Origin of the sequence: Escherichia coli (genome assembly GCF_036503815.1) — a bacterium.
In the GTDB taxonomy this organism is placed as follows: Bacteria; Pseudomonadota; Gammaproteobacteria; order Enterobacterales; family Enterobacteriaceae; genus Escherichia; species Escherichia coli_F.
The window spans coordinates 1778035-1798692 of the sequence record NZ_AP027764.1; the positions used below are offsets into that span (position 1 = coordinate 1778035).

Annotated in this window: 20 protein-coding genes; 11 read left to right on the top strand and 9 right to left on the bottom strand. The window is 52.6% G+C overall.

Annotation, left to right across the window (positions count from 1 at the left end; all coding sequences use genetic code 11):
• Positions 1 to 26 precede the first annotated feature (26 nt).
• The 6 genes from yeiS to AABJ99_RS08520 all read right to left on the bottom strand — a co-directional run bounded on the left by yeiS (position 27) and on the right by AABJ99_RS08520 (position 4281).
• Positions 27 to 266: a DUF2542 family protein gene (gene yeiS / locus AABJ99_RS08495; RefSeq protein WP_000383089.1), complete on the bottom strand. Its 240-nt coding sequence runs from the start codon at positions 264 to 266 to the stop codon at positions 27 to 29.
• Between the two features lie 2 nt (positions 267 to 268).
• Entirely contained in the window at positions 269 to 988 is a 720-nt protein-coding gene (gene sanA / locus AABJ99_RS08500) for an outer membrane permeability protein SanA (protein WP_000920073.1), read from the bottom strand.
• Positions 989 to 1137: 149 nt separating this feature from the next.
• Positions 1138 to 2022, bottom strand: a complete 885-nt coding sequence (gene cdd / locus AABJ99_RS08505) for a cytidine deaminase (RefSeq protein WP_039020531.1) — start codon at positions 2020 to 2022, stop codon at positions 1138 to 1140.
• 129 nt (positions 2023 to 2151) lie between these two features.
• Positions 2152 to 2847, bottom strand: a complete 696-nt coding sequence (gene yohK, locus AABJ99_RS08510) for a CidB/LrgB family autolysis modulator (protein WP_000968208.1) — start codon at positions 2845 to 2847, stop codon at positions 2152 to 2154.
• Positions 2844 to 3242, bottom strand: a complete 399-nt coding sequence (yohJ, locus tag AABJ99_RS08515; protein WP_001353095.1) for a CidA/LrgA family protein — start codon at positions 3240 to 3242, stop codon at positions 2844 to 2846. The genes yohK and yohJ overlap by 4 nt, the downstream gene beginning before the upstream one ends.
• 130 nt (positions 3243 to 3372) lie before the next feature.
• A complete protein-coding gene (locus AABJ99_RS08520) occupies positions 3373 to 4281 on the bottom strand; it encodes a LysR family transcriptional regulator (protein ID WP_000024646.1) in 909 nt (302 codons plus the stop codon).
• Positions 4282 to 4407: 126 nt separating this feature from the next.
• Here AABJ99_RS08520 and mhbT point away from each other — a divergent pair, with 126 nt between their 5' ends.
• The 6 genes from mhbT to dusC all read left to right on the top strand — a co-directional run bounded on the left by mhbT (position 4408) and on the right by dusC (position 10494).
• Entirely contained in the window at positions 4408 to 5766 is a 1359-nt protein-coding gene (gene mhbT / locus AABJ99_RS08525; protein ID WP_039020532.1) for a 3-hydroxybenzoate transporter MhbT, read from the top strand.
• 11 nt (positions 5767 to 5777) lie between these two features.
• Positions 5778 to 6806: a gentisate 1,2-dioxygenase gene (gene gtdA / locus AABJ99_RS08530; protein ID WP_039020533.1), complete on the top strand. Its 1029-nt coding sequence runs from the start codon at positions 5778 to 5780 to the stop codon at positions 6804 to 6806.
• A 15-nt stretch (positions 6807 to 6821) separates the two neighbouring features.
• Positions 6822 to 7523 carry a fumarylacetoacetate hydrolase family protein gene (locus tag AABJ99_RS08535; RefSeq protein WP_338387533.1) on the top strand — a complete coding sequence of 234 codons (702 nt, stop codon included), beginning with the start codon at positions 6822 to 6824 and terminating at the stop codon, positions 7521 to 7523.
• An 8-nt stretch (positions 7524 to 7531) separates the two neighbouring features.
• On the top strand, positions 7532 to 8176 hold the full coding sequence (gene maiA, locus AABJ99_RS08540; protein ID WP_039020534.1) for a maleylacetoacetate isomerase: 645 nt from the start codon (positions 7532 to 7534) through the stop codon (positions 8174 to 8176).
• A gap of 14 nt (positions 8177 to 8190) precedes the next feature.
• On the top strand, positions 8191 to 9384 hold the full coding sequence (locus AABJ99_RS08545) for a 3-hydroxybenzoate 6-monooxygenase (protein WP_039020535.1): 1194 nt from the start codon (positions 8191 to 8193) through the stop codon (positions 9382 to 9384).
• Positions 9385 to 9543: 159 nt separating this feature from the next.
• Positions 9544 to 10494, top strand: coding sequence for a tRNA dihydrouridine(16) synthase DusC (dusC, locus tag AABJ99_RS08550; protein WP_001264872.1), 951 nt, complete (start codon positions 9544 to 9546; stop codon positions 10492 to 10494).
• Positions 10495 to 10881: 387 nt separating this feature from the next.
• On the opposite strand, the gene yohP is transcribed toward dusC, so the two are convergent.
• Entirely contained in the window at positions 10882 to 10965 is an 84-nt protein-coding gene (yohP, locus tag AABJ99_RS24985) for a small membrane protein YohP (RefSeq protein WP_000691708.1), read from the bottom strand.
• 223 nt (positions 10966 to 11188) lie between these two features.
• On the opposite strand from yohP, the gene mdtQ reads away from it, so the two are divergent.
• Both mdtQ and yohF read left to right on the top strand, forming a co-directional pair.
• A complete protein-coding gene (gene mdtQ / locus AABJ99_RS08555) occupies positions 11189 to 12625 on the top strand; it encodes a multidrug resistance outer membrane protein MdtQ (protein WP_039020536.1) in 1437 nt (478 codons plus the stop codon).
• Positions 12626 to 12677: 52 nt separating this feature from the next.
• Positions 12678 to 13439, top strand: a complete 762-nt coding sequence (yohF, locus tag AABJ99_RS08560; RefSeq protein WP_039020537.1) for an SDR family oxidoreductase — start codon at positions 12678 to 12680, stop codon at positions 13437 to 13439.
• Positions 13440 to 13567: 128 nt separating this feature from the next.
• On the opposite strand, the gene yohD is transcribed toward yohF, so the two are convergent.
• Entirely contained in the window at positions 13568 to 14146 is a 579-nt protein-coding gene (yohD, locus tag AABJ99_RS08565) for a DedA family protein (protein ID WP_039020538.1), read from the bottom strand.
• Between the two features lie 169 nt (positions 14147 to 14315).
• On the opposite strand from yohD, the gene yohC reads away from it, so the two are divergent.
• Together yohC and pbpG are read left to right on the top strand one after the other, a co-directional pair.
• On the top strand, positions 14316 to 14903 hold the full coding sequence (gene yohC, locus AABJ99_RS08570) for a Yip1 family protein (RefSeq protein ID WP_001295454.1): 588 nt from the start codon (positions 14316 to 14318) through the stop codon (positions 14901 to 14903).
• Positions 14904 to 15076: 173 nt separating this feature from the next.
• On the top strand, positions 15077 to 16009 hold the full coding sequence (pbpG, locus tag AABJ99_RS08575) for a D-alanyl-D-alanine endopeptidase (protein ID WP_001319943.1): 933 nt from the start codon (positions 15077 to 15079) through the stop codon (positions 16007 to 16009).
• A gap of 192 nt (positions 16010 to 16201) precedes the next feature.
• Here pbpG and dld read toward each other — a convergent pair whose 3' ends face one another.
• Positions 16202 to 17917 (bottom strand): D-lactate dehydrogenase, encoded by a 1716-nt coding sequence (gene dld, locus AABJ99_RS08580; RefSeq protein ID WP_039020539.1) that lies wholly within the window; start codon positions 17915 to 17917, stop codon positions 16202 to 16204.
• Between the two features lie 195 nt (positions 17918 to 18112).
• On the opposite strand from dld, the gene bglX reads away from it, so the two are divergent.
• Positions 18113 to 20410 carry a beta-glucosidase BglX gene (bglX, locus tag AABJ99_RS08585; RefSeq protein WP_039020540.1) on the top strand — a complete coding sequence of 766 codons (2298 nt, stop codon included), beginning with the start codon at positions 18113 to 18115 and terminating at the stop codon, positions 20408 to 20410.
• Positions 20411 to 20658 lie beyond the last annotated feature (248 nt).

A 20658-nucleotide genomic window follows, 5' to 3' on the forward strand; every position in this document is an offset into this window, starting at 1 on the left:
CAATAATTAACAGGGGAGGGACAATATTAACGATAGAAAATAAGATAAATAATCATACCAATAGATAAAATTCCGAAGCCACTATATGCCACTATATAAGCAAAGAAAAGTCCGGGATTTTTTGCTCGCCAGACATACACCGGTTCCGCTGCATTTTTAACCCGTTTATCAATCGCGCCTGCACGCCAGCCTTTCCATGCTTCGCGGAAACAAAATATCGGGATAAGGAAAAAAACGGCAACCACAAAAAACTGCTGTACATCCATAACTACTTTCCTTGTTTCTTCTGTAATTCAAGTAACTGTTCGGGCGTGACGGCGGGATACCCCTGTGCATCTTCCGGCACCTGGTGCATAGCCGGAATAGGCACAAGCGGCCCTAAAAAGCGCGGTTCACGTTTAAAAATATAAAGGTCAGCCAGCGCACCGAAACGGGCAGCAAATTCGCGAATACGTACTGACAGCATATCTTTCGGCGACGGTACGGCATAACACTGGGCCTGAATCCCCATATGTAGCGCTATAAATAATGCCCGCTCACAGTGGAAACGTTGGGTGATAATAATGAAATCATTAGTATCAAAAACTTTGCGTGTACGGACGATGGAATCCAGCGTACGAAAGCCTGCGTAATCGAGAACAATATCTGATGGGTCGACACCTGCGGCGATTAAATCTTTGCGCATGGTCTTTGGCTCATTATAACTTTGCAAAGCATTATCGCCGCTCAGTAATAGATAATTTACCTTGCCACTGTTATAGGCATTAATCGCTCCTTGAATACGGTAGCGATAATACTGATTAATTACGCCAGTACGATAATATTTTGCTGTGCCGAGCACCACGCCGACCTGGCGGTAGGGGAGATCCTGCAATTCGTCGTAGATATAAGGCGCGGTTTTCCAGCTCATCCAGCGATCGAGGCCGAGCACAGTCAACAGCAGCAAGCCGATCAGGACTAACAGGCTGTAGAACACGCGCTTTAACATGCAGGAGACTCGATCTAAGGAAAATTTCCATCAGGCTACTTTACCCGCTGGTTTTGCGCAAGAAACGGCAAACTGTTTGCCGGGATTTTCGACACCAGGAGAGGGCTGTCAAGCCGGACAAGGCGTTCACGCCACATCCGGCACCAGTCTTAAGCGAGAAGCACGCGGTCGATATTGTGACAACCGAGAGCTTTCAGCGTTGCGGAGGTGGCATCCCACTGAATCAACGGCGCATCGGCTTTTTCTGCCAGAACCGCGCGCTGGATATCCGGGTAATCATAACCCTTGAGATTCAACAAAATTAACGCCCCCTGCAACGGTGGTAGAGTCGGGTTAAATGCGGCGTTTTCAGCGTAGCTGCCGCTGAAAATACGACCGTCTTTACATTCCAGCGCTACACCGCTTGGCGACTTACTGTAAGGCATGTGTGAACGATTTGCCGCTGCAATCGCCGCCTGAGAAAGCGCATCACCAGTCAGCGCATAGCCGTGATCCTGCTCGTCCATCAGCAGCGTTTTAATCTCCAGATCCTTCGGCCCAAAGGCATCCGGCAGATAGTCACGCAGCGCGTGTGCCTCGCGGCCCGGCAGATGAATACGCAGATCCAGACCGCTGTTCAGTTCATTCATAAACTGACGGCAGTGACCACAAGGCGTGTAGTTAACGGTGATGGCTGCGAGCGCTTTTTCACCACTCAACCAGGCGTGGCTGATCGCGCTTTGTTCGGCATGAACGGTTTGCTGCATTGTCGCACCAATAAATTCCATATTGGCACCGAAATACCAGGTTCCGCTCACACCGCGCGCAATTGCGCCAACATTAAAATTCGACAATGGCGTACGCGCACAGGCCGCCGCCAGCGGGAGTAGTGCGAATGCCAGCGCGTCTTCGTCCAGCCCCGTTGCGATCTTCAGCGATGAGACTTGCTCCCCGGTCAACAAAGCGGGGAAGTACTTGTCTGCCAGAATAGGTTCCAGTGCAGATTGCAAGTTATCCGCAAGTTGGGCAAAAGCGGTTTGAAAACGTGGATGCATGGCGTTGCCTCATAATCATGTAATGGGATAACAGTTTACGAACCCGTTATGGCTTTATATGTGATCTGAATCTCATTAATTGTGCAACGAATGAAACTTACATCAAAAATGCGCGACGCATCGCAAATTTTAGCCCATTACTGCCAGAATAATCGGGAAAAGGAACGGTGCGATCAGCGAAGTAATAATCCCGCATAACACCAGCGCCAGCGAACTAAATGCACCTTCCTGATAATCCAGCTCAGCACAGCGTGCCGTACCGAGGGCGTGCGAGGCTGTCCCCATCGCCAGACCGCGCGCTGCTTTGGTGCGAATACGCATCGCATTAAGTAACGTATGACCAAACACTGCGCCCAGAATACCGACGAAAATCACGCAAACTGCGCTGATTGCCGGAATACCGCCAATACTGCCGCCAACCGCCATTGCAATAGGCGTGGTGACTGATTTCGGCAGGATTGACGCGGCGATTTCCGGTGAAGCGCCCATCAACAATGCCACGGAAGTCCCCGTCACCATCGCAACCACGCTGCCGATAAAACAGATGGTGATGATCGATTTCCAGCGCGCGCGGATCTGGTGCAGCTGCTCATATAAAGGATAGGCCAGTGCGACAACCGCCGGTTGCAGCAGATCGTTTAGCACTTCGCTACCTTTAAAGTAGCTGTCGTAAGAGATGCCGGTCAGCATTAAAAAAGGAATGATCACCACCATTGCAACCAGCAATGGGTTAAGCAAGGGAAACTTATACCGCGCCGCCAGTTTGCGGGCGGCAAAAAAGACAATTAACGTTAGCGGCAATGACCACCAGATATTTGCCATCATTCTTCTGATCCTTTCTGACCTACGACTTTACGTTCACCGTGCACCAGTTGCGAACTCCAGCTCACCACCAGAAAAACCACCAGCGTACTGACTGCACAGGAAACCACTACCGGACCAAACTGTGCGCGGAGCAAATCAAAATATTGCATGACGCCTACGCCAATCGGCACAAACAATAGCGCCATATAGCGAATCAGTACGTAGCACCCCGGATTGACCCACTTTGCCGGAAGAATTTGCAAGGCCAGCAGGACAAACAAGATCAGCATCCCGATGATGCTGCCCGGAATGGTTACCGGTAGCAGGGAAGCAATGAAAATGCCTGCATACAGGCAGGCATAAATCAGGATAAAAGCGCGTAAATATTGCCAGATAATGTTCAGTGTCTTACTCATAATCAACACCCCAGATGAGATGGATTCATCATACAATTAATTCGTAAAACGTGCTACCGATCACATTAAGAATTCTCAGCATAGTTGAATTACAGGGAAGTAACATCGGGCGAGTGCCCAGTTCAGCACACTAATTCTGCTGTAAAAAGTGCAGAAACTGACTTAAAGCATAAGAAGGCGTTTCGTTATTACGCCAAAACACACCGACGCTGCCTTTCTGTTCAATCTTTGGCAGGTTGAGGATCGCCAGTTGCCCCTGGCTGGCATAACGTTGCGCCAGGCGTAATGACAAAATAGAGATCATATTGCTGCTTTGTAACAGGTTGGTACTGACGTTCATCGACGCCGACTCAATCGTGTTTTCTGGCAGCATCACGCCGTGGTCTACCAGCGCATTATCAATGCTGATGCGGATGGGGGTACCTGTCGGCCAGACTATCCACCGCCAGTTAGCAAGATCATTCCAGCTGAGGGTGGCGTATTTCGCCAGTGGATGCTCAGGACGGGCGACAAAGCATACCGGCTCGGTGTAGAGCACGCGATAATTCAGCGGCAATTGCAACGCGCGACCGCCAATTCGCCCAACCACCACATCGACAGAACCTGCCAACAGATCTTGCAGCAATGGGGTCATCACCTTCTCTTCGATATTCAGGTGTAGAGTTGGCATCTCCTTGAGCAAATGCAAAATCGCCTGGGATACGCAGTCAGTGGCGACGGGAGAACAGCCAATTTTCAGACTGCCGACCAGTCCACCTTGTTTAAAGCGAGCCAGTTCATATTGCGATCTTTCCATGTCATTGATTAACCGTTGGGCATGTTGCAATAACAATTTGCCGCCTTCGGTCGGACGAAGCCCTTTGCTGTGCCGCTCAAAAAGTGTGAGTCCGATCTCATCTTCCAGTTGTGACAACCATTTCGAAAGTGCGGGTTGGGTGATATTCATCATCCGTGCGACATGGGTCAGATTACCCTGTTCACCCAGCGCCACCAGCATTTGCAGGTGATGTAGTTTTAGTTTTTGCGCCCAGTTCGCCATTTGCCATAACCTCCAGGTTATCTCTCTGCCCGAAATGCCATTGTACATCTCATCTCTTTAATTACATTATCGCAACATATACAAAACAAAAGAAACATCTACCTTACCTGCACTGAGGCATTTACTATGACTCAACGACGTGATTTACAAGCACTGATCGATGCTGCTCCGGTCGGCAAGATGCAGTGGCGCGTTATCATCTGCTGTTTTCTGGTGGTAATGCTCGATGGTTTTGACACCGCGGCTATCGGCTTTATCGCCCCTGATATTCGCACTCACTGGCAACTCACCGCAGGCGATCTCGCCCCGCTTTTTGGCGCGGGTCTGCTGGGATTAACCGCAGGAGCACTGCTTTGTGGCCCGTTGTCCGATCGCTTTGGTCGCAAGCGGGTGATTGAGCTGTGCGTCTTTTTGTTTGGCGCGTTAAGCCTCGCCTCTGCGTTTTCACCAGATCTGCAAACGCTGGTATTACTGCGTTTTCTCACAGGGCTTGGGCTTGGCGGCGCGATGCCGAACACCATCACCATGACCTCGGAATATCTGCCTGCCCGTCGCCGGGGCGCGCTGGTGACGCTGATGTTTTGCGGCTTTACGCTGGGTTCGGCGTTTGGCGGGATTGTCAGCGCACAGCTGGTGCCGGTGATTGGCTGGCACGGCATTCTGGTGTTGGGGGGCGTGTTACCGCTGATGCTGTTTGTCGCACTGCTGGTAGTTCTGCCGGAATCGCCACGCTGGCAGGTGCGCCGCCAGCTACCGCAGGCGGTGATTGCGAAAACCGTCAGCGCCATCACCCGCGAGCGTTATGTCGATACCCACTTTTATCTCAATGAATCAGCCTCCGTTACAAAAGGCAGCATTCGTCAACTGTTTATGGGACGTCAGTTACCCATTACGTTGATGCTTTGGGTGGTGTTCTTTATGAGCCTGCTGATTATTTACCTGCTCTCAAGCTGGATGCCAACGCTGTTGAACCATCGCGGCATAGACCTGCAACACGCGTCCTGGGTCACCGCCGCGTTCCAGATTGGCGGTACGTTAGGCGCGCTGGCGCTGGGTGTGCTGATGGATAAGTTCAATCCTTTCCGCGTACTGGCGCTGAGCTATGCCATAGGCGCTATATGCATCGTGATGATTGGCTTAAGCCAGGATGGATTATGGCTGATGGCACTGGCGATTTTCGGCACCGGCATTGGCATTAGCGGATCTCAGGTGGGGTTGAACGCGTTGACCGCAACGCTCTACCCAACGCAAAGCCGCGCCACGGGCGTGAGCTGGTCAAACGCCGTAGGCCGCTGCGGCGCGATTGTCGGCTCGCTTTCTGGCGGCCTGATGATGGCGATGAATTTCTCTTTCGACACCCTGTTTTTCATTATCGCTGTGCCCGCGGCGATCAGTGCGGTGATGTTAAGCCTGCTGATCACCGTGGTTCGCCAGTCGACCTCTGTCCCTGACTCACTGCCTCGCGCAGGCGTTGTGAACGAATAAGGAGCATCCTAATGACTGATAACAATCAAAAAAGCCGCGAGCAATTTTATCAGCATATTTCCGGGCAAAACCTGACCCCGCTGTGGGAGTCACTGCACCATCTGGTGCCGAAAACGCCCAACGCTAACTGTGCGCCAGCGTACTGGAATTATCAGGAGATCCGCCCGCTGCTACTGGAGAGCGGCAGCCTGATTGGTGCGAAAGAGGCCGTGCGCCGCGTGCTGGTGCTGGAAAACCCGGCGCTGCGCGGGCAGTCTTCCATTTCCGCGACTTTGTATGCTGGTTTGCAACTGATCATGCCAGGCGAAGTGGCACCGAGTCATCGCCATAACCAGTCAGCACTGCGTTTTATTGTTGAAGGCAAAGGGGCATTTACCGCCGTTGATGGCGAACGCACGCCCATGAATGAGGGCGATTTTATCCTGACCCCACAATGGCGCTGGCACGATCACGGTAACCCTGGCGACGAACCGGTTATCTGGCTCGATGGACTGGATCTGCCATTAGTGAACACTCTGGGCTGCGGTTTTGCCGAAGATTACCCGGAAGAGCAACAACCGGTAACGCGTAAAGAGGGCGATTATCTGCCACGTTACGCTGCCAATATGTTGCCGCTGCGCCATCAGACGAGGAACTCCTCACCGATCTTTAACTATCGTTATGACCGTAGCCGCGAAGTGCTGCACGATTTAACCCGCCTGGGCGATGCCGACGAGTGGGATGGCTACAAAATGCGCTATGTCAACCCGGTCACCGGCGGCTATCCGATGCCGTCGATGGGCGCCTTCCTGCAACTGCTACCGAAAGGGTTCGCCTCCCGCGTGGCGCGTACCACTGACAGCACTATCTACCATGTAGTGGAAGGTAGCGGACAAGTCACCATCGGCAATGAAATCTTCACCTTTAGTGCAAAAGATATCTTTGTGGTGCCGACCTGGCACGGCGTGTCATTCCAGACTACGCAAGATACCGTTTTATTCAGTTTTTCGGACAGACCGGTACAAGAAGCCCTGGGGCTGTTCCGCGAAGCGCGTTATTAATTTGGGAGAGAGAAAATGACTCAATATGTATTCGAACCACAAGCGCCCGTTACCGTACCGGTTGTTGGCAGTGATGAACAATTCCCCGTGCGCCGCGTTTACTGTGTCGGGCGTAACTATGCCGCCCACGCCCGCGAAATGGGCTTTGATCCGGATCGTGAACCCCCCTTCTTCTTCTGCAAACCAGCAGATGCCGTTGTTCCGGTCGCCGCTGGCGAAACGCTGGCGCTGCCGTATCCGGCGCAGACCGATAACTATCATTACGAAATTGAACTGGTGGTGGCGATTGGTAAAAAGGGCAGCGATATCCCACTGGAAAAGGCCCATGAATATGTCTGGGGTTATGCCACAGGCCTTGATATGACGCGCCGTGACCGTCAAATGGAAATGCGTCAGATGGGCCGCCCGTGGGAAATCGGCAAAGCATTTGATCTCTCGGCCCCCATCGCACCGCTGCACAAAGCCAGCGAAACCGGCGGTATTGATAACGCACCAATCTGGTTACAGGTAAACGGTGAAGATCACCAGCGCAGCGATATTCGCCATCTCGTCTGGTCGGTGAATGAAACCATCAGCTACCTGTCAGGCTTCTTTGAGCTGCAACCGGGCGATCTGATCTTCACTGGTACGCCAGAAGGGGTGGGCCCGGTAGTGAAAGGTGATGTGATCACGGGCAACGTCGAGGGCTTAACCCCTATCGCGGTGAAGATTGTCTGAGGTGCATGATGAAGCTGTACAGTTTTTTTAATAGTTCAGCATCGTACCGGGTACGCATTGCGCTGGCGCTGAAAGGCATTAATTACCAGACCGAAGGGGTGAATATCCGTATTGGTCAGCAAAATGAACTGGCCTATCGGCGGATGAATCCTGTCGGGCTGGTGCCGACGCTGCTGACTGACGAGGGCGAGTCACTCGGTCAGTCGCTGGCGATTATTGACTGGCTGGATCGTCACTACCCGCAAGTTCCGCTGGTGCCGCAGGAAGAACCAGCCCGCAACAAGGTGCTGGAAATTGTCTATGCCATCGCTTGTGATATTCATCCATTGAATAACCTGCGCGTGCTGCGCTACCTGACCGAAGAGCTGAACGTCAGTGAAGAAGAGAAAAAACGCTGGTATGCGCACTGGATCCAGCAAGGGTTAAACGCGGTGGAACAGCTACTGCGCCAGAGCCAGTCGGGGCAATTTTGTGTGGGTGAGACGCCGACGCTGGCAGACTGCTGCCTTGTTCCTCAGTGGGCGAACGCGCTACGTATGAACTGCGATCTGAGTGGATATCCGCGCTGTAAAACAGTGTTCGACGCCTGCACGCAGCTGCCAGCGTTCATTGCCGCAGCGCCAGAAAATCAACAAGATAAAATTTCAGCCTGACCAGGAGAACCATAATGACTAAAGTGACACGCGCAGTAATTGTGGGAGGCGGGATCGGCGGTGCGGCAACTGCGTTGTCACTGGCCCGCCAGGGGATCAAAGTGGTGCTGCTGGAAAAGGCGCATGAGATCGGTGAGATCGGCGCAGGCATCCAGTTGGGGCCAAACGCGTTTTCGGCGTTGGACAGTCTTGGCGTCGGCGAAATCGCCCGCCAGCGCGCGGTGTTTACCGATCACATTACCATGATGGATGCGGTAAACGCCGAAGAAGTGGTGCGCATTGAAACCGGTCAGGCCTTTCGTGACCATTTCGGCGGCCCTTACGCGGTGATCCACCGCGTTGATATTCATGCCTCGGTGTGGGAAGCGGTACTGACGCATCCGGACGTGGAGTATCACACCTCTACGAATGTCGTGGATATTCGTGAGACGGAAGACGATGTCACCGTTTTCGACGATCGAGGTAATAGCTGGAGCGGCGATATTTTGATTGGCTGTGATGGCGTGAAGTCAGTGGTGCGCCAGAGCTTATTAGGCGATGCGCCGCGCGTCACCGGACATGTGGTCTACCGTGCGGTTATCGATTGTGCGGATATGCCGGAAGATTTACGTATTAATGCGCCGGTATTGTGGGCGGGTCCGCACTGTCACCTGGTGCATTATCCTTTGCGCGGCGGCAAGCAGTATAACCTGGTGGTGACATTCCACAGCCGCCACCAGGAAGAGTGGGGCGTGAAGGATGGCAGTAAAGAGGAAGTGCTTTCCTATTTTGAAGGCATTCACCCGCGTCCTCGCCAGATGCTGGATAAACCGACGTCATGGCGACGCTGGTCAACGGCCGATCGTGAACCGGTAGGGAAATGGGGGACTAACCGCATTACGCTGGTGGGCGATGCGGCCCATCCGGTGGCGCAGTATATGGCACAAGGTGCCTGTATGGCGCTGGAAGATGCAGTAACGCTGGGTAAGGCGCTGGCGCAGTGTGAGGGTAATGCGGCGCAAGCTTTTGCGCTGTATGAGTCGGTACGTATTCCGCGTACCGCGCGCATCGTCTGGTCGACCCGTGAAATGGGGCGGGTTTATCACGCCGCAGGGGTAGAACGTCAGGTACGTAACCTGCTGTGGAAAGGGAAATCGCAGGCAGAGTTTTATCGCGGCATGGAGTGGCTGTACGGCTGGAAAGAAGATAACTGTCTGCAACCACGCTGAGTACTTCTTACCTAATCAGGTGCACGGACGGTCCCCTCGCCCCTTGGGGGAGAGGGTTAGGGTGAGGGGAAAAATCTTGCCCGAATTAATCAGTAAGTCAGTTTGTCTGCAAACACCAGAGGCGCTAACATAGCGCCTCATTTTTTTGCGGGTGATGATATGCGTGTGTTACTGGCGCCGATGGAGGGTGTACTCGACTCTCTGGTGCGTGAATTGCTGACCGAAGTTAACGACTACGATCTGTGCATCACCGAGTTTGTCCGCGTGGTGGATCAACTGCTGCCGGTAAAAGTTTTTCATCGCATTTGCCCGGAGCTACAAAACGCCAGCCGAACGCCATCCGGTACGCTGGTGCGCGTGCAATTGCTGGGTCAGTTCCCACAATGGCTGGCAGAGAACGCCGCCCGTGCGGTGGAGTTAGGTTCCTGGGGTGTGGATCTTAATTGCGGCTGTCCGTCGAAAACGGTTAACGGTAGCGGCGGCGGGGCGACACTACTCAAAGATCCTGAACTCATCTACCAGGGTGCAAAAGCGATGCGTGAAGCTGTACCGGCGCATTTGCCCGTCAGTGTGAAAGTGCGTCTGGGCTGGGACAGCGGTGAGAAGAAATTTGAAATCGCCGATGCGGTTCAACAGGCTGGCGCTACGGAGTTGGTGGTGCATGGGCGGACAAAAGAGCAGGGGTACCGCGCGGAGCATATTGACTGGCAGGCGATTGGCGAGATTCGCCAACGGCTGAATATTCCGGTGATTGCCAACGGTGAAATCTGGGACTGGCAGAGCGCGCAACAGTGTATGGCGATCAGCGGCTGTGACGCGGTGATGATTGGTCGCGGAGCGCTCAATATTCCCAACCTGAGCCGGGTGGTAAAATATAACGAACCGCGAATGCCGTGGCCGGAGGTGGTTGCTTTGCTACAAAAATATACCCGTCTGGAAAAGCAGGGCGATACTGGGTTATATCACGTTGCGCGGATTAAACAGTGGTTGAGTTATTTGCGTAAAGAATACGATGAAGCAACGGAATTATTTCAGCATGTTCGGGTGTTGAATAATTCCCCTGATATTGCAAGGGCTATTCAGGCAATTGATATCGATAAGCTGCGATAATAGTGGAATCGCAGCTTATCAGAGACAATGAATCGTTTATTCAGCTTCATCATCTTGTTGCGCTCCTTTCATGAGCTAAGCCATATATTGCCACTGGCGCAAGGCGCGCGCAGGGGGAGGACAATAGCCTCCTCCCCCTGCATCCCCGGGCTCTGGCGAACAAAATCGCTGTTGCGCGGTACCTTCAGCTTATCCCCTTCGTCTACCGTGTCGTGCGCGAGTTAACGTCCCTGTAAAACGCGCCCTCAGCCCACATTCATGTGGGCTGTCCCGGCCTTCGGGGAACGCTTCAGCGATTTTGACGCCACCAACACCGGAGCTGTTTGCAAATCAAGTACACAAAATATCGAGTTCCTGACCTGACAACTTATATGCCATATCTGATTTTTAAAATATCATCTTAAATACGCCAGTCACCACCAGTAGTCCAATCAGGAAAATAATCAATACAGCCCAGAGTATAATTTTCATTGGCGTTCCTTTATTTGTGAGTGTCGAATAAGTATAGGAAAAAACGAAGCCCTTTGCCGTTACTCATAAGTGATTAAGATAAATCGGAGAATATCATTCACTTACTGTATATTTTTCTGAATATGTCGTTTTATTGCCACTGATGTATTGCCACGCGAAACTAAAAAATATATTGCATCACACGGTAATCTCCGCGCACCTTTTCTTACCTGACTATTCCTCCATGAATCGTGATTCCTTTTACCCAGCCATCGCCTGTTTTCCTCTGTTACTGATGCTGGCCGGGTGTGCGCCTATGCATGAAACCCGCCAGGCGTTAAGCCAGCAAACACCCGCTGCGCAAGTTGACACCGCATTACCTACGGCGCTGAAAAATGGTTGGCCAGACAGCCAATGGTGGCTGGAGTATCACGATAATCAACTCACTTCATTAATTAACTATGCACTGCAGAACGCACCGGATATGCAGGTGGCTGAACAGCGCATTCAGCTGGCTGAAGCCCAGGCGAAGGCAGTTGCCACTCAGGATGGCCCTCAGATCGATTTTTCTGCGGATATGGAGAGGCAAAAAATGTCGGCAGAAGGGCTAATGGGGCCGTTTGCTCTGAACGATCCTGCCGCAGGTACGACCGGTCCGTGGTACACCAATGGTACTTTTGGCTTAACGGCGGGCTGGCATCTTGATATTTGGGGAAAGAATCGGGCGGAGGTTACTGCTCGCCTGGGTACAGTTAAAGCACGGGCGGCGGAACGCGAGCAAACCCGCCAATTGCTGGCTGGCAGCGTTGTCCGCCTTTACTGGGAGTGGCAAACCCAGGCAGCGTTAAACACTGTTTTGCAGCAAATCGAAAAAGAGCAGAACACCATTATCGCGACCGATCGCCAGCTATACCAGAACGGGATTACTTCTTCAGTTGAAGGTGTGGAAACCGATATTAATGCCAGCAAGACCCGGCAGCAGCTCAACGATGTCGTGGGAAAAATGAAAATTATTGAGGCACGGTTAAGCGCACTTACAAATCACCAGATAAAGTCATTGAAGCTTAAACCGGTTGAGTTGCCGAAAGTGGCAAGTCAGCTTCCTGATGAACTGGGGTATTCATTGCTGGCACGGCGGGCAGATTTGCAGGCAGCGCATTGGTACGTTGAGTCATCGTTAAGCACCATTGATGCGGCAAAAGCGGCATTTTATCCTGACATCAACCTGATGGCCTTCCTGCAACAGGATGCGTTGCACTTAAGCGACCTGTTCCGTCATTCCGCGCAGCAAATGGGCGTTACGGCAGGCCTGACACTACCCATTTTCGATAGTGGTCGTCTTAACGCCAACCTCGATATTGCAAAAGCCGAAAGCAACTTGTCTATCGCCAGCTACAACAAAGCGGTGGTTGAAGCGGTGAATGACGTGGCGCGGGCAGCCAGTCAGGTTCAGACGCTGGCGGAGAAAAACCAGCATCAGGCGCAAATTGAGCGCGATGCCTTGCGTGTGGTAGGTCTTGCGCAGGCCCGCTTTAACGCGGGTATCATTGCTGGTTCCCGCGTCAGCGAAGCCAGGATCCCGGCGCTGCGTGAGCGGGCCAATGGCCTGTTATTGCAAGGGCAGTGGCTGGATGCCTCCATTCAACTCACCGGGGCGCTGGGCGGGGGTTACAAACGCTGATGATATACGCCTTCTATACTTAACGTTTATTCAGCGTTAAGTGGAGAACTCGATGGCACAGGTCGCGATTATTACCGCCTCCGATTCGGGGATCGGCAAAGAGTGCGCGTTATTACTGGCGCAGCAGGGTTTTGATATTGGTATTACCTGGCACTCAGATGAAGAAGGGGCAAAAGATACCGCGCGTGAGGTGGTTAGCCACGGCGTACGTGCGGAGATGGTGCAGCTGGATCTCGGTAAACTGCCAGAGGGGGCACTGGCGCTGGAGAAACTTATTCAACGGCTGGGGCGCATCGATGTGCTCGTGAATAATGCGGGCACAATGACCAAAGCGCCGTTTCTTGATATGGCTTTCGATGAGTGGCGCAAGATTTTTACCGTTGATGTTGATGGTGCATTTTTATGCTCACAAATTGCGGCCCGCCAGATGGTGAAACAAGGGCAGGGCGGTCGCATCATCAACATTACGTCGGTACATGAGCATACGCCGCTGCCGGATGCCAGCGCCTATACAGCCGCTAAACATGCACTCGGTGGGCTAACCAAAGCGATGGCGCTTGAGCTGGTCAGGTATAAGATTTTGGTGAATGCAGTCGCGCCTGGGGCTATCGCCACACCAATGAATGGCATGGATGACGGCGACGTGAAGCCCGACGCGGAGCCTTCGATTCCCCTGCGGCGTTTCGGCGCAACGCATGAGATTGCCAGCCTGGTGGCGTGGTTATGCTCTGAAGGCGCAAATTACACCACCGGGCAGTCGTTAATTGTCGATGGTGGCTTTATGCTGGCGAATCCGCAGTTCAACCCAGAATAGCACAGTGAGGTGCGTGGTTATTTCAATGGGTAATCTTTGGTAGGCATGATAAGACGTGCAAGCGTCGCATCAGGCATGGTGCGACGGATGTCGGATGCGGCGCAAACGCCTTATTCTAGGCAATGGTTTTACGCCTGATTATCCGGCTTTTTCTTCCCGCGTCGTTTCAGCCACCAGCGCACGCCAACCACCAGAACCACGACCAGAATCAACCAGACCCAGTGCTTCAAATGCTGGTCGAGATTGTGCAACCACGGCGCAATCACCTGACCACCAGCATAACCGATAGTGGTAAAAATCAACGCCCAGGCAAATGCGCCGAGAATATTCAGCGGCAGAAAGATTTTCGGCGGCAGCTGGCTGGCACCAATCAGCGTCGGGCCAATGACCCGAAAGCCATACATAAAACGCGTACCAATGACAAACAGATACGGATGGCGCTGGATAAGTTTCTGCGCCCGCTCAATTTTATCCTGATGCTTAGAGAAACGGCGTAACAGCTTGCCACCAAACCGCCGCCCGCACAGATAAAGCACCTGGTCGCCAATCATGCCGCCAAGCGCTACAGAAAGTACCACCAGCGGGAACTTTAATAACCCCTGATGTGCCGCAACGCCTCCCAGCAACGTCACGGTTTCACCTTCCGCCAGACTTCCGAGCACCAGCGCGGCATAACCATATTGTGAGATGAGTGTATTGAGATCCATAGGCCCGTCTGTCTCCCTTTGGTTGCTTGTAAGCATACACCCTGTGAATCATTCACGCTGAAAAAGGACGCTCATCAGACGGTGCAAATTCTATGAATGCACAAAAAATAATCACAAGCTGACTTATACTTGAACTGTCAGGTTCATGAACTCACAACAAGGGGGCGGTATGAGCCATGTCTGGGGACTGTTTTCCCATCCCGATCGTGAAATGCAGGTGATTAATCGCGAAAACGAAACGATTTCTCATCACTACACCCACCACGTTTTGCTGATGGCGGCAATTCCGGTGATTTGCGCCTTCATTGGCACCACGCAAATTGGCTGGAATTTTGGCGATGGCACTATCCTGAAGTTATCCTGGTTCACCGGACTGGCGCTGGCCGTCTTGTTTTATGGCGTTATGCTGGCTGGGGTCGCGGTGATGGGGCGGGTCATCTGGTGGATGGCGCGCAATTATCCGCAGCGTCCGTCACTTGCGCACTGCATGGTCTTTGCGGGCTACGTTGCAACTCCGCTGTTTTTAAGCGGTCTGGTGGCGCTTTATCCGCTGGTCTGGTTGTGTGCGCTGGTCGGCACGGTGGCGCTGTTTTACACCGGCTACCTGCTTTACCTCGGTATTCCAAGCTTCCTGAATATCAACAAAGAGGAAGGCCTTAGCTTCTCCAGTTCGACGCTGGCGATTGGCGTGCTGGTACTGGAAGTGCTGCTCGCCCTTACCGTTATACTATGGGGTTACGGTTATCGTTTGTTCTAGAAAGTTCTTTTGTGTTGCATTGCTGGCGTAAATGTCAGCAATGCAGCATTTCCTCACGATTCTCCTTTGACGATCGCACTTTTTGCTCGTTATGATGGCGTCGCTAGCCTCAGTAAATCCTTACTCCGGCGGTGCGCAACCTGTGCGCGTGAACCACTATCTGAATGCTCATCATGCCGAAATTTCGAGTTTCTTTATTTAGCCTGGCCCTGATGCTGGCTGTGCCTTTTGCGCCGCAGGCCGTTGCGAAAACGGCAGCCGCTACCACCGCTTCACAACCGGAAATTGCTTCTGGTAGCGCGATGATTGTTGATCTGAATACCAACAAAGTGATCTATTCGAACCACCCGGATCTGGTGCGTCCGATTGCGTCTATCAGCAAATTAATGACCGCGATGGTCGTGCTGGATGCGCGACTGCCGCTGGATGAAAAACTAAAAGTGGATATCAGCCAGACGCCGGAGATGAAAGGGGTCTATTCGCGCGTACGACTGAACAGCGAAATCAGCCGTAAAGATATGCTGTTGCTGGCGCTGATGTCTTCAGAAAACCGCGCGGCGGCAAGCCTTGCGCACCATTATCCCGGTGGTTACAAAGCATTTATTAAGGCGATGAATGCGAAAGCGAAATCGCTCGGAATGAACAACACGCGCTTTGTTGAACCGACCGGATTGTCGGTGCATAACGTTTCAACCGCTCGTGATTTAACCAAACTGCTTATTGCCAGCAAACAATATCCATTGATCGGGCAGTTAAGTACTACCCGGGAAGATATGGCAACCTTCTCTAACCCGACGTATACGCTGCCGTTCCGCAATACTAACCATCTGGTGTATCGCGATAACTGGAATATTCAGTTAACCAAAACCGGTTTTACCAATGCGGCGGGCCATTGTCTGGTGATGCGCACGGTTATCAATAATAAACCGGTGGCGCTGGTAGTGATGGATGCGTTTGGCAAATATACCCATTTTGCCGATGCCAGCCGCCTGCGTACCTGGATTGAAACCGGTAAAGTGATGCCTGTTCCGGCAGCAGCGTTGAGCTATAAAAAACAAAAAGCCGCCCAGATGGCGGCGGCGGGGCAGACGGCGCAGAACGATTAAGGGTAGGCAGGATAAGGCGTTTACGCCGCATCAGGTATTCGGAGCACAATGCCTGATGCGATGCTTGCGCATCTTATCAGGCCTACAAACGTGACGCGTCCGTAGGCAGGATAAGGCGTTCACGCCGCATCCGGCATTCGGTGCACGATGCCTGATGCGATGCTTCTATTTGCATCAGGCATCCAGCCGTATTTACTCCACTTCCTGCCAGTTTTTCCGCTTACTGGTTTTACCGATCCCCGGATTCATGCTGTTGGTCGGATCGTTCTCGCGATAGAACTTCTGCAACGTCTCCGGTGCTTTATACAAATGACCGACGTTATGCTCGGCAGGGTATTGCGCGCCGCGCTGCTGTAGCAGTTCCAGCATCTGTTCTTTCAACGCATGTACATCCACGCCTTTTTTAACGATGTAATCCTGATGGAAGACATAGCACATAAAATGGCCGTAATAGAGCTTGTGCACCAACTGACTGTCGATCTCCGGCGGTAAATGCTCATACCACTCGGTGTCGTTACGCCGCAGAGCGATATCCAGCGCCAGAATGTCTTCGACTTCATCGGAATGCACCGCCTGATAACGAATTGCTGCGCCCGCAGCGGCGAAACGGTGTAAAAACGCTTTGCTGCCTTCTTCCGGCGTACAGACAAAGAAATCGCCCTCGGCCTGTTTGAAATAATCCACCAGCCACGATTTAGCTTCGCCGACGCCATCGCCCGCCATTTTTAACAGCAGATGATGTTCATATTTATCGCGCCAGCTTTTCATGCGCGGTGGTAAATGGCTGGGGAACAAGTGACCGAATTTTTGCATCGCACGGTCGGTAAAATGCGGACGGAAGAATTTCACTTTCTCCAGCATCGCATCGGTACGTCCCTTGAGATTAAAGAAGAACGGCATCTTATCGGTGCCTAACTTATCAATCATCAGGAAGGTGTCTTTGCCGTATTTTTCCGCAATATCGTAGATATCCCGGTGCATATATTCCCCGGCAACTGGCAGATTTTCGAAATTAGCCAGAATATGACGGCGGATTTCGGTCAGTACTTCCGGCTGGTTGGTGCCGATATAAAACACCTGCTGATTTTTTTCTGCTTCGAAGGTATCAAGACGTACCGCAAAGACGGCCAGTTTACCGGCGCAACCGGAGGATTCAAACAGGCGATCCGGGTCGGCGTTATAACGTGCTGGTGTGTCGGCTTCAATATCACGAACGCGGTGGACATAGTCATAATCGTGGGCGTGACGACCATCGTGGCGCACATCGTCATCTTTGATGCGATCGTCATCCAGCTTGCTAAGGATCTGCTCCGGCGTTTCGCCGAGATCAATCCCCAGATGGTTCACCAGCGTCAGTTTGCCGTCTTCATTTATACGCGCGAATAACGACATTTCGGTATACGCCGGGCCACGCTGCACCAGCGAGCCGCCGGAGTTGTTACAAATACCGCCGATGACCGATGCGCCTATACACGATGAGCCAATCACCGAGTGCGGTTCGCGTCCCAGCGGTTTGAGGGCTTTTTCCAGCGAATAAAGCGTGGTGCCCGGATAGGCCAGCACCTGTTCGCCCTTGCCAAGAACGTGCAGCTTGTCGAGACGCAGGGTGCTGATGATCACGATATCGCGATCATAGTCGTTACCGTTTGGCGTCGAGCCTTCGGTCAGACCTGTATTGGCAGCCTGCATCAGAATAATTTTGTCGGCGGTGACGCAGGCTTTCAGCACCCGCCACAATTCCAGTAGCGAACCAGGGAAAACGACAGCCAGCGCGTCGCCTTGACCAGAACGGAAGCCCTTGCGATAGCGGGCCGTTTTTGCGGGATCGGTGAGCAGGTGTGAATGACTGACCAGACGGGCAAGTTCATTCAAAAAGGCTTTATTATCAGTTGTTGTCATGGAAGACATTTTCCACTCCTTGTGGTGGCGAAAAAATATCACAAACTAGCATAGCGCCTTGTATGACAATTCAGCGAGTGAATATTTTGAAAATTCAGACAATAAACTGAGCATTCTTTTTCTCTCTCCATCATGCTTATGGCAAACTACGGTTTTTGCACCATTTTCGCTGCCTCGTCGGGCAACAGAGGAAGAATAATCCATATGAAATGGCTATGTTCAGTAGGTATCGCGGTGAGTCTGGCCCTGCAACCAGCACTGGCGGATGATTTATTCGGTAACCATCCATTAACGCCTGAAGCGCGTGATGCGTTCGTCACCGAACTGCTCAAGAAAATGACAGTTGATGAGAAAATTGGTCAGCTGCGCTTAATCAGCGTCGGCCCGGATAATCCGAAAGAGGCGATCCGCGAGATGATCAAAGACGGGCAGGTTGGGGCGATTTTCAACACCGTAACCCGTCAGGATATCCGCGCCATGCAGGATCAGGTGATGGAATTAAGCCGCCTGAAAATTCCTCTTTTCTTTGCTTACGACGTGCTGCACGGTCAGCGCACGGTGTTCCCGATTAGCCTCGGTCTGGCCTCGTCTTTTAACCTCGATGCGGTGAAAACGGTCGGACGTGTCTCTGCTTATGAAGCCGCAGATGATGGCCTGAACATGACCTGGGCACCGATGGTCGATGTCTCGCGCGATCCGCGCTGGGGACGTGCTTCCGAAGGTTTTGGGGAAGATACGTATCTCACTTCGATTATGGGTAAGACCATGGTGGAAGCGATGCAGGGTAAAAGCCCGGCAGATCGCCACTCGGTGATGACCAGCGTCAAACACTTTGCCGCTTACGGCGCGGTGGAAGGTGGTAAAGAGTACAACACCGTCGATATGAGTCCGCAGCGCCTGTTTAACGACTATATGCCGCCGTACAAAGCGGGGCTGGATGCAGGCAGCGGTGCGGTAATGGTGGCGCTGAACTCGCTGAATGGCACGCCAGCAACTTCCGACTCCTGGCTGCTGAAAGATGTGCTGCGCGATCAGTGGGGCTTTAAAGGCATTACCGTTTCCGATCATGGCGCAATCAAAGAGCTGATTAAACATGGCACGGCGGCAGACCCGGAAGATGCGGTGCGCGTGGCACTGAAATCCGGCATCAACATGAGTATGAGCGACGAGTACTACTCGAAGTATCTGCCCGGTTTGATCAAATCCGGCAAAGTGACGATGGCAGAGCTGGACGACGCTGCCCGCCACGTGCTGAACGTCAAATATGATATGGGGCTGTTCAACGACCCATACAGCCACCTTGGACCGAAAGAGTCTGACCCGGTGGATACCAATGCTGAAAGCCGCCTGCACCGCAAAGAAGCGCGTGAAGTGGCGCGCGAAAGCCTGGTATTGCTGAAAAACCGCCTTGAAACGCTGCCGCTGAAAAAATCGGCAACCATTGCGGTGGTAGGGCCACTGGCGGACAGCAAACGTGACGTGATGGGCAGCTGGTCCGCAGCCGGTGTTGCCGATCAATCTGTGACCGTACTGACCGGGATTAAAAACGCCGTCGGTGAAAACGGCAAGGTGCTGTATGCCAAAGGTGCGAACGTTACCAGTGACAAAGGCATTATCGATTTCCTGAATCAGTATGAAGAAGCGGTCAAAGTCGATCCGCGCTCGCCCCAAGAGATGATTGATGAAGCGGTGCAGACTGCGAAACAATCTGATGTGGTGGTGGCTGTGGTCGGTGAAGCTCAGGGGATGGCGCACGAAGCCTCCAGCCGTACCGATATCACTATTCCACAAAGCCAACGTGACTTGATTGCGGCGCTGAAAGCCACCGGTAAACCGCTGGTGCTGGTGCTGATGAACGGACGTCCACTGGCGCTGGTGAAAGAAGATCAGCAGGCTGATGCGATTCTGGAAACCTGGTTTGCGGGGACTGAAGGCGGTAATGCGATTGCCGATGTGTTGTTTGGCGATTACAACCCGTCGGGCAAGCTGCCGATGTCCTTCCCGCGTTCTGTCGGGCAGATCCCGGTGTACTACAGCCATCTGAATACCGGTCGGCCGTATAATGCCGACAAGCCGAACAAATACACTTCGCGTTATTTTGATGAAGCTAACGGGGCGCTGTATCCGTTCGGCTATGGTCTGAGCTATACCACCTTCACCGTCTCTGATGTGAAACTTTCTGCGCCGACCATGAAGCGTGACGGCAAAGTGACCGCCAGTGTGCAGGTGACGAACACCGGTAAGCGCGAAGGGGCGACGGTAGTGCAGATGTACTTGCAGGATGTGACGGCTTCCATGAGTCGCCCGGTGAAGCAGCTGAAAGGCTTTGAGAAAATCACCCTGAAACCGGGCGAAACTCAGACTGTTAGCTTCCCGATCGATATTGAGGCGCTGAAGTTCTGGAATCAACAGATGAAATATGACGCCGAGCCTGGCAAATTCAATGTCTTCATCGGCACTGATTCCGCGCGCGTTAAGAAAGGTGAGTTTGAGTTGCTGTAATGCTTTAGTAAGGGCGAGACGTCTGCGCCCTTTGCCTGATGCGTTGCGCTTATCAGGCCTTCAGGGGTTTTTAACCTCTTGAATTTTCGCTGTTTGTAGGCCGGATAAGGCGTTTACGCCGCATCCGGCAAGAAACGCCGGGCAAAATATGCCCTTTAAGTATTTATCTGATTCTGCAACTGAATCCTTCCGCTCAGGCTAACCCCGCCATTATCAACTATGCTTTTCTCTTAATTCGCTGAAAACAA

Excerpts from the sequence above, each read along its gene's own strand:
- AABJ99_RS08535 (WP_338387533.1), top strand. The coding sequence starts at position 6,822 with ATGACTCAATATGTATTCGAACCACAAGCGCCCGTTACCGTACCGGTT.
- yohP (WP_000691708.1), bottom strand. The coding sequence starts at position 10,965 with ATGAAAATTATACTCTGGGCTGTATTGATTATTTTCCTGATTGGACTA.
- pbpG (WP_001319943.1), top strand. The coding sequence starts at position 15,077 with ATGCCGAAATTTCGAGTTTCTTTATTTAGCCTGGCCCTGATGCTGGCT.
- bglX (WP_039020540.1), top strand. The coding sequence starts at position 18,113 with ATGAAATGGCTATGTTCAGTAGGTATCGCGGTGAGTCTGGCCCTGCAA.
- mhbT (WP_039020532.1), top strand. The coding sequence starts at position 4,408 with ATGACTCAACGACGTGATTTACAAGCACTGATCGATGCTGCTCCGGTC.
- dusC (WP_001264872.1), top strand. The coding sequence starts at position 9,544 with ATGCGTGTGTTACTGGCGCCGATGGAGGGTGTACTCGACTCTCTGGTG.
- yohK (WP_000968208.1), bottom strand. The coding sequence starts at position 2,847 with ATGATGGCAAATATCTGGTGGTCATTGCCGCTAACGTTAATTGTCTTT.
- maiA (WP_039020534.1), top strand. The coding sequence starts at position 7,532 with ATGAAGCTGTACAGTTTTTTTAATAGTTCAGCATCGTACCGGGTACGC.
- yohC (WP_001295454.1), top strand. The coding sequence starts at position 14,316 with ATGAGCCATGTCTGGGGACTGTTTTCCCATCCCGATCGTGAAATGCAG.
- dld (WP_039020539.1), bottom strand. The coding sequence starts at position 17,917 with ATGTCTTCCATGACAACAACTGATAATAAAGCCTTTTTGAATGAACTT.
- yohJ (WP_001353095.1), bottom strand. The coding sequence starts at position 3,242 with ATGAGTAAGACACTGAACATTATCTGGCAATATTTACGCGCTTTTATC.
- AABJ99_RS08545 (WP_039020535.1), top strand. The coding sequence starts at position 8,191 with ATGACTAAAGTGACACGCGCAGTAATTGTGGGAGGCGGGATCGGCGGT.
- yohD (WP_039020538.1), bottom strand. The coding sequence starts at position 14,146 with ATGGATCTCAATACACTCATCTCACAATATGGTTATGCCGCGCTGGTG.
- AABJ99_RS08520 (WP_000024646.1), bottom strand. The coding sequence starts at position 4,281 with ATGGCGAACTGGGCGCAAAAACTAAAACTACATCACCTGCAAATGCTG.
- cdd (WP_039020531.1), bottom strand. The coding sequence starts at position 2,022 with ATGCATCCACGTTTTCAAACCGCTTTTGCCCAACTTGCGGATAACTTG.
- gtdA (WP_039020533.1), top strand. The coding sequence starts at position 5,778 with ATGACTGATAACAATCAAAAAAGCCGCGAGCAATTTTATCAGCATATT.
- yeiS (WP_000383089.1), bottom strand. The coding sequence starts at position 266 with ATGGATGTACAGCAGTTTTTTGTGGTTGCCGTTTTTTTCCTTATCCCG.
- yohF (WP_039020537.1), top strand. The coding sequence starts at position 12,678 with ATGGCACAGGTCGCGATTATTACCGCCTCCGATTCGGGGATCGGCAAA.
- sanA (WP_000920073.1), bottom strand. The coding sequence starts at position 988 with ATGTTAAAGCGCGTGTTCTACAGCCTGTTAGTCCTGATCGGCTTGCTG.
- mdtQ (WP_039020536.1), top strand. The coding sequence starts at position 11,189 with ATGAATCGTGATTCCTTTTACCCAGCCATCGCCTGTTTTCCTCTGTTA.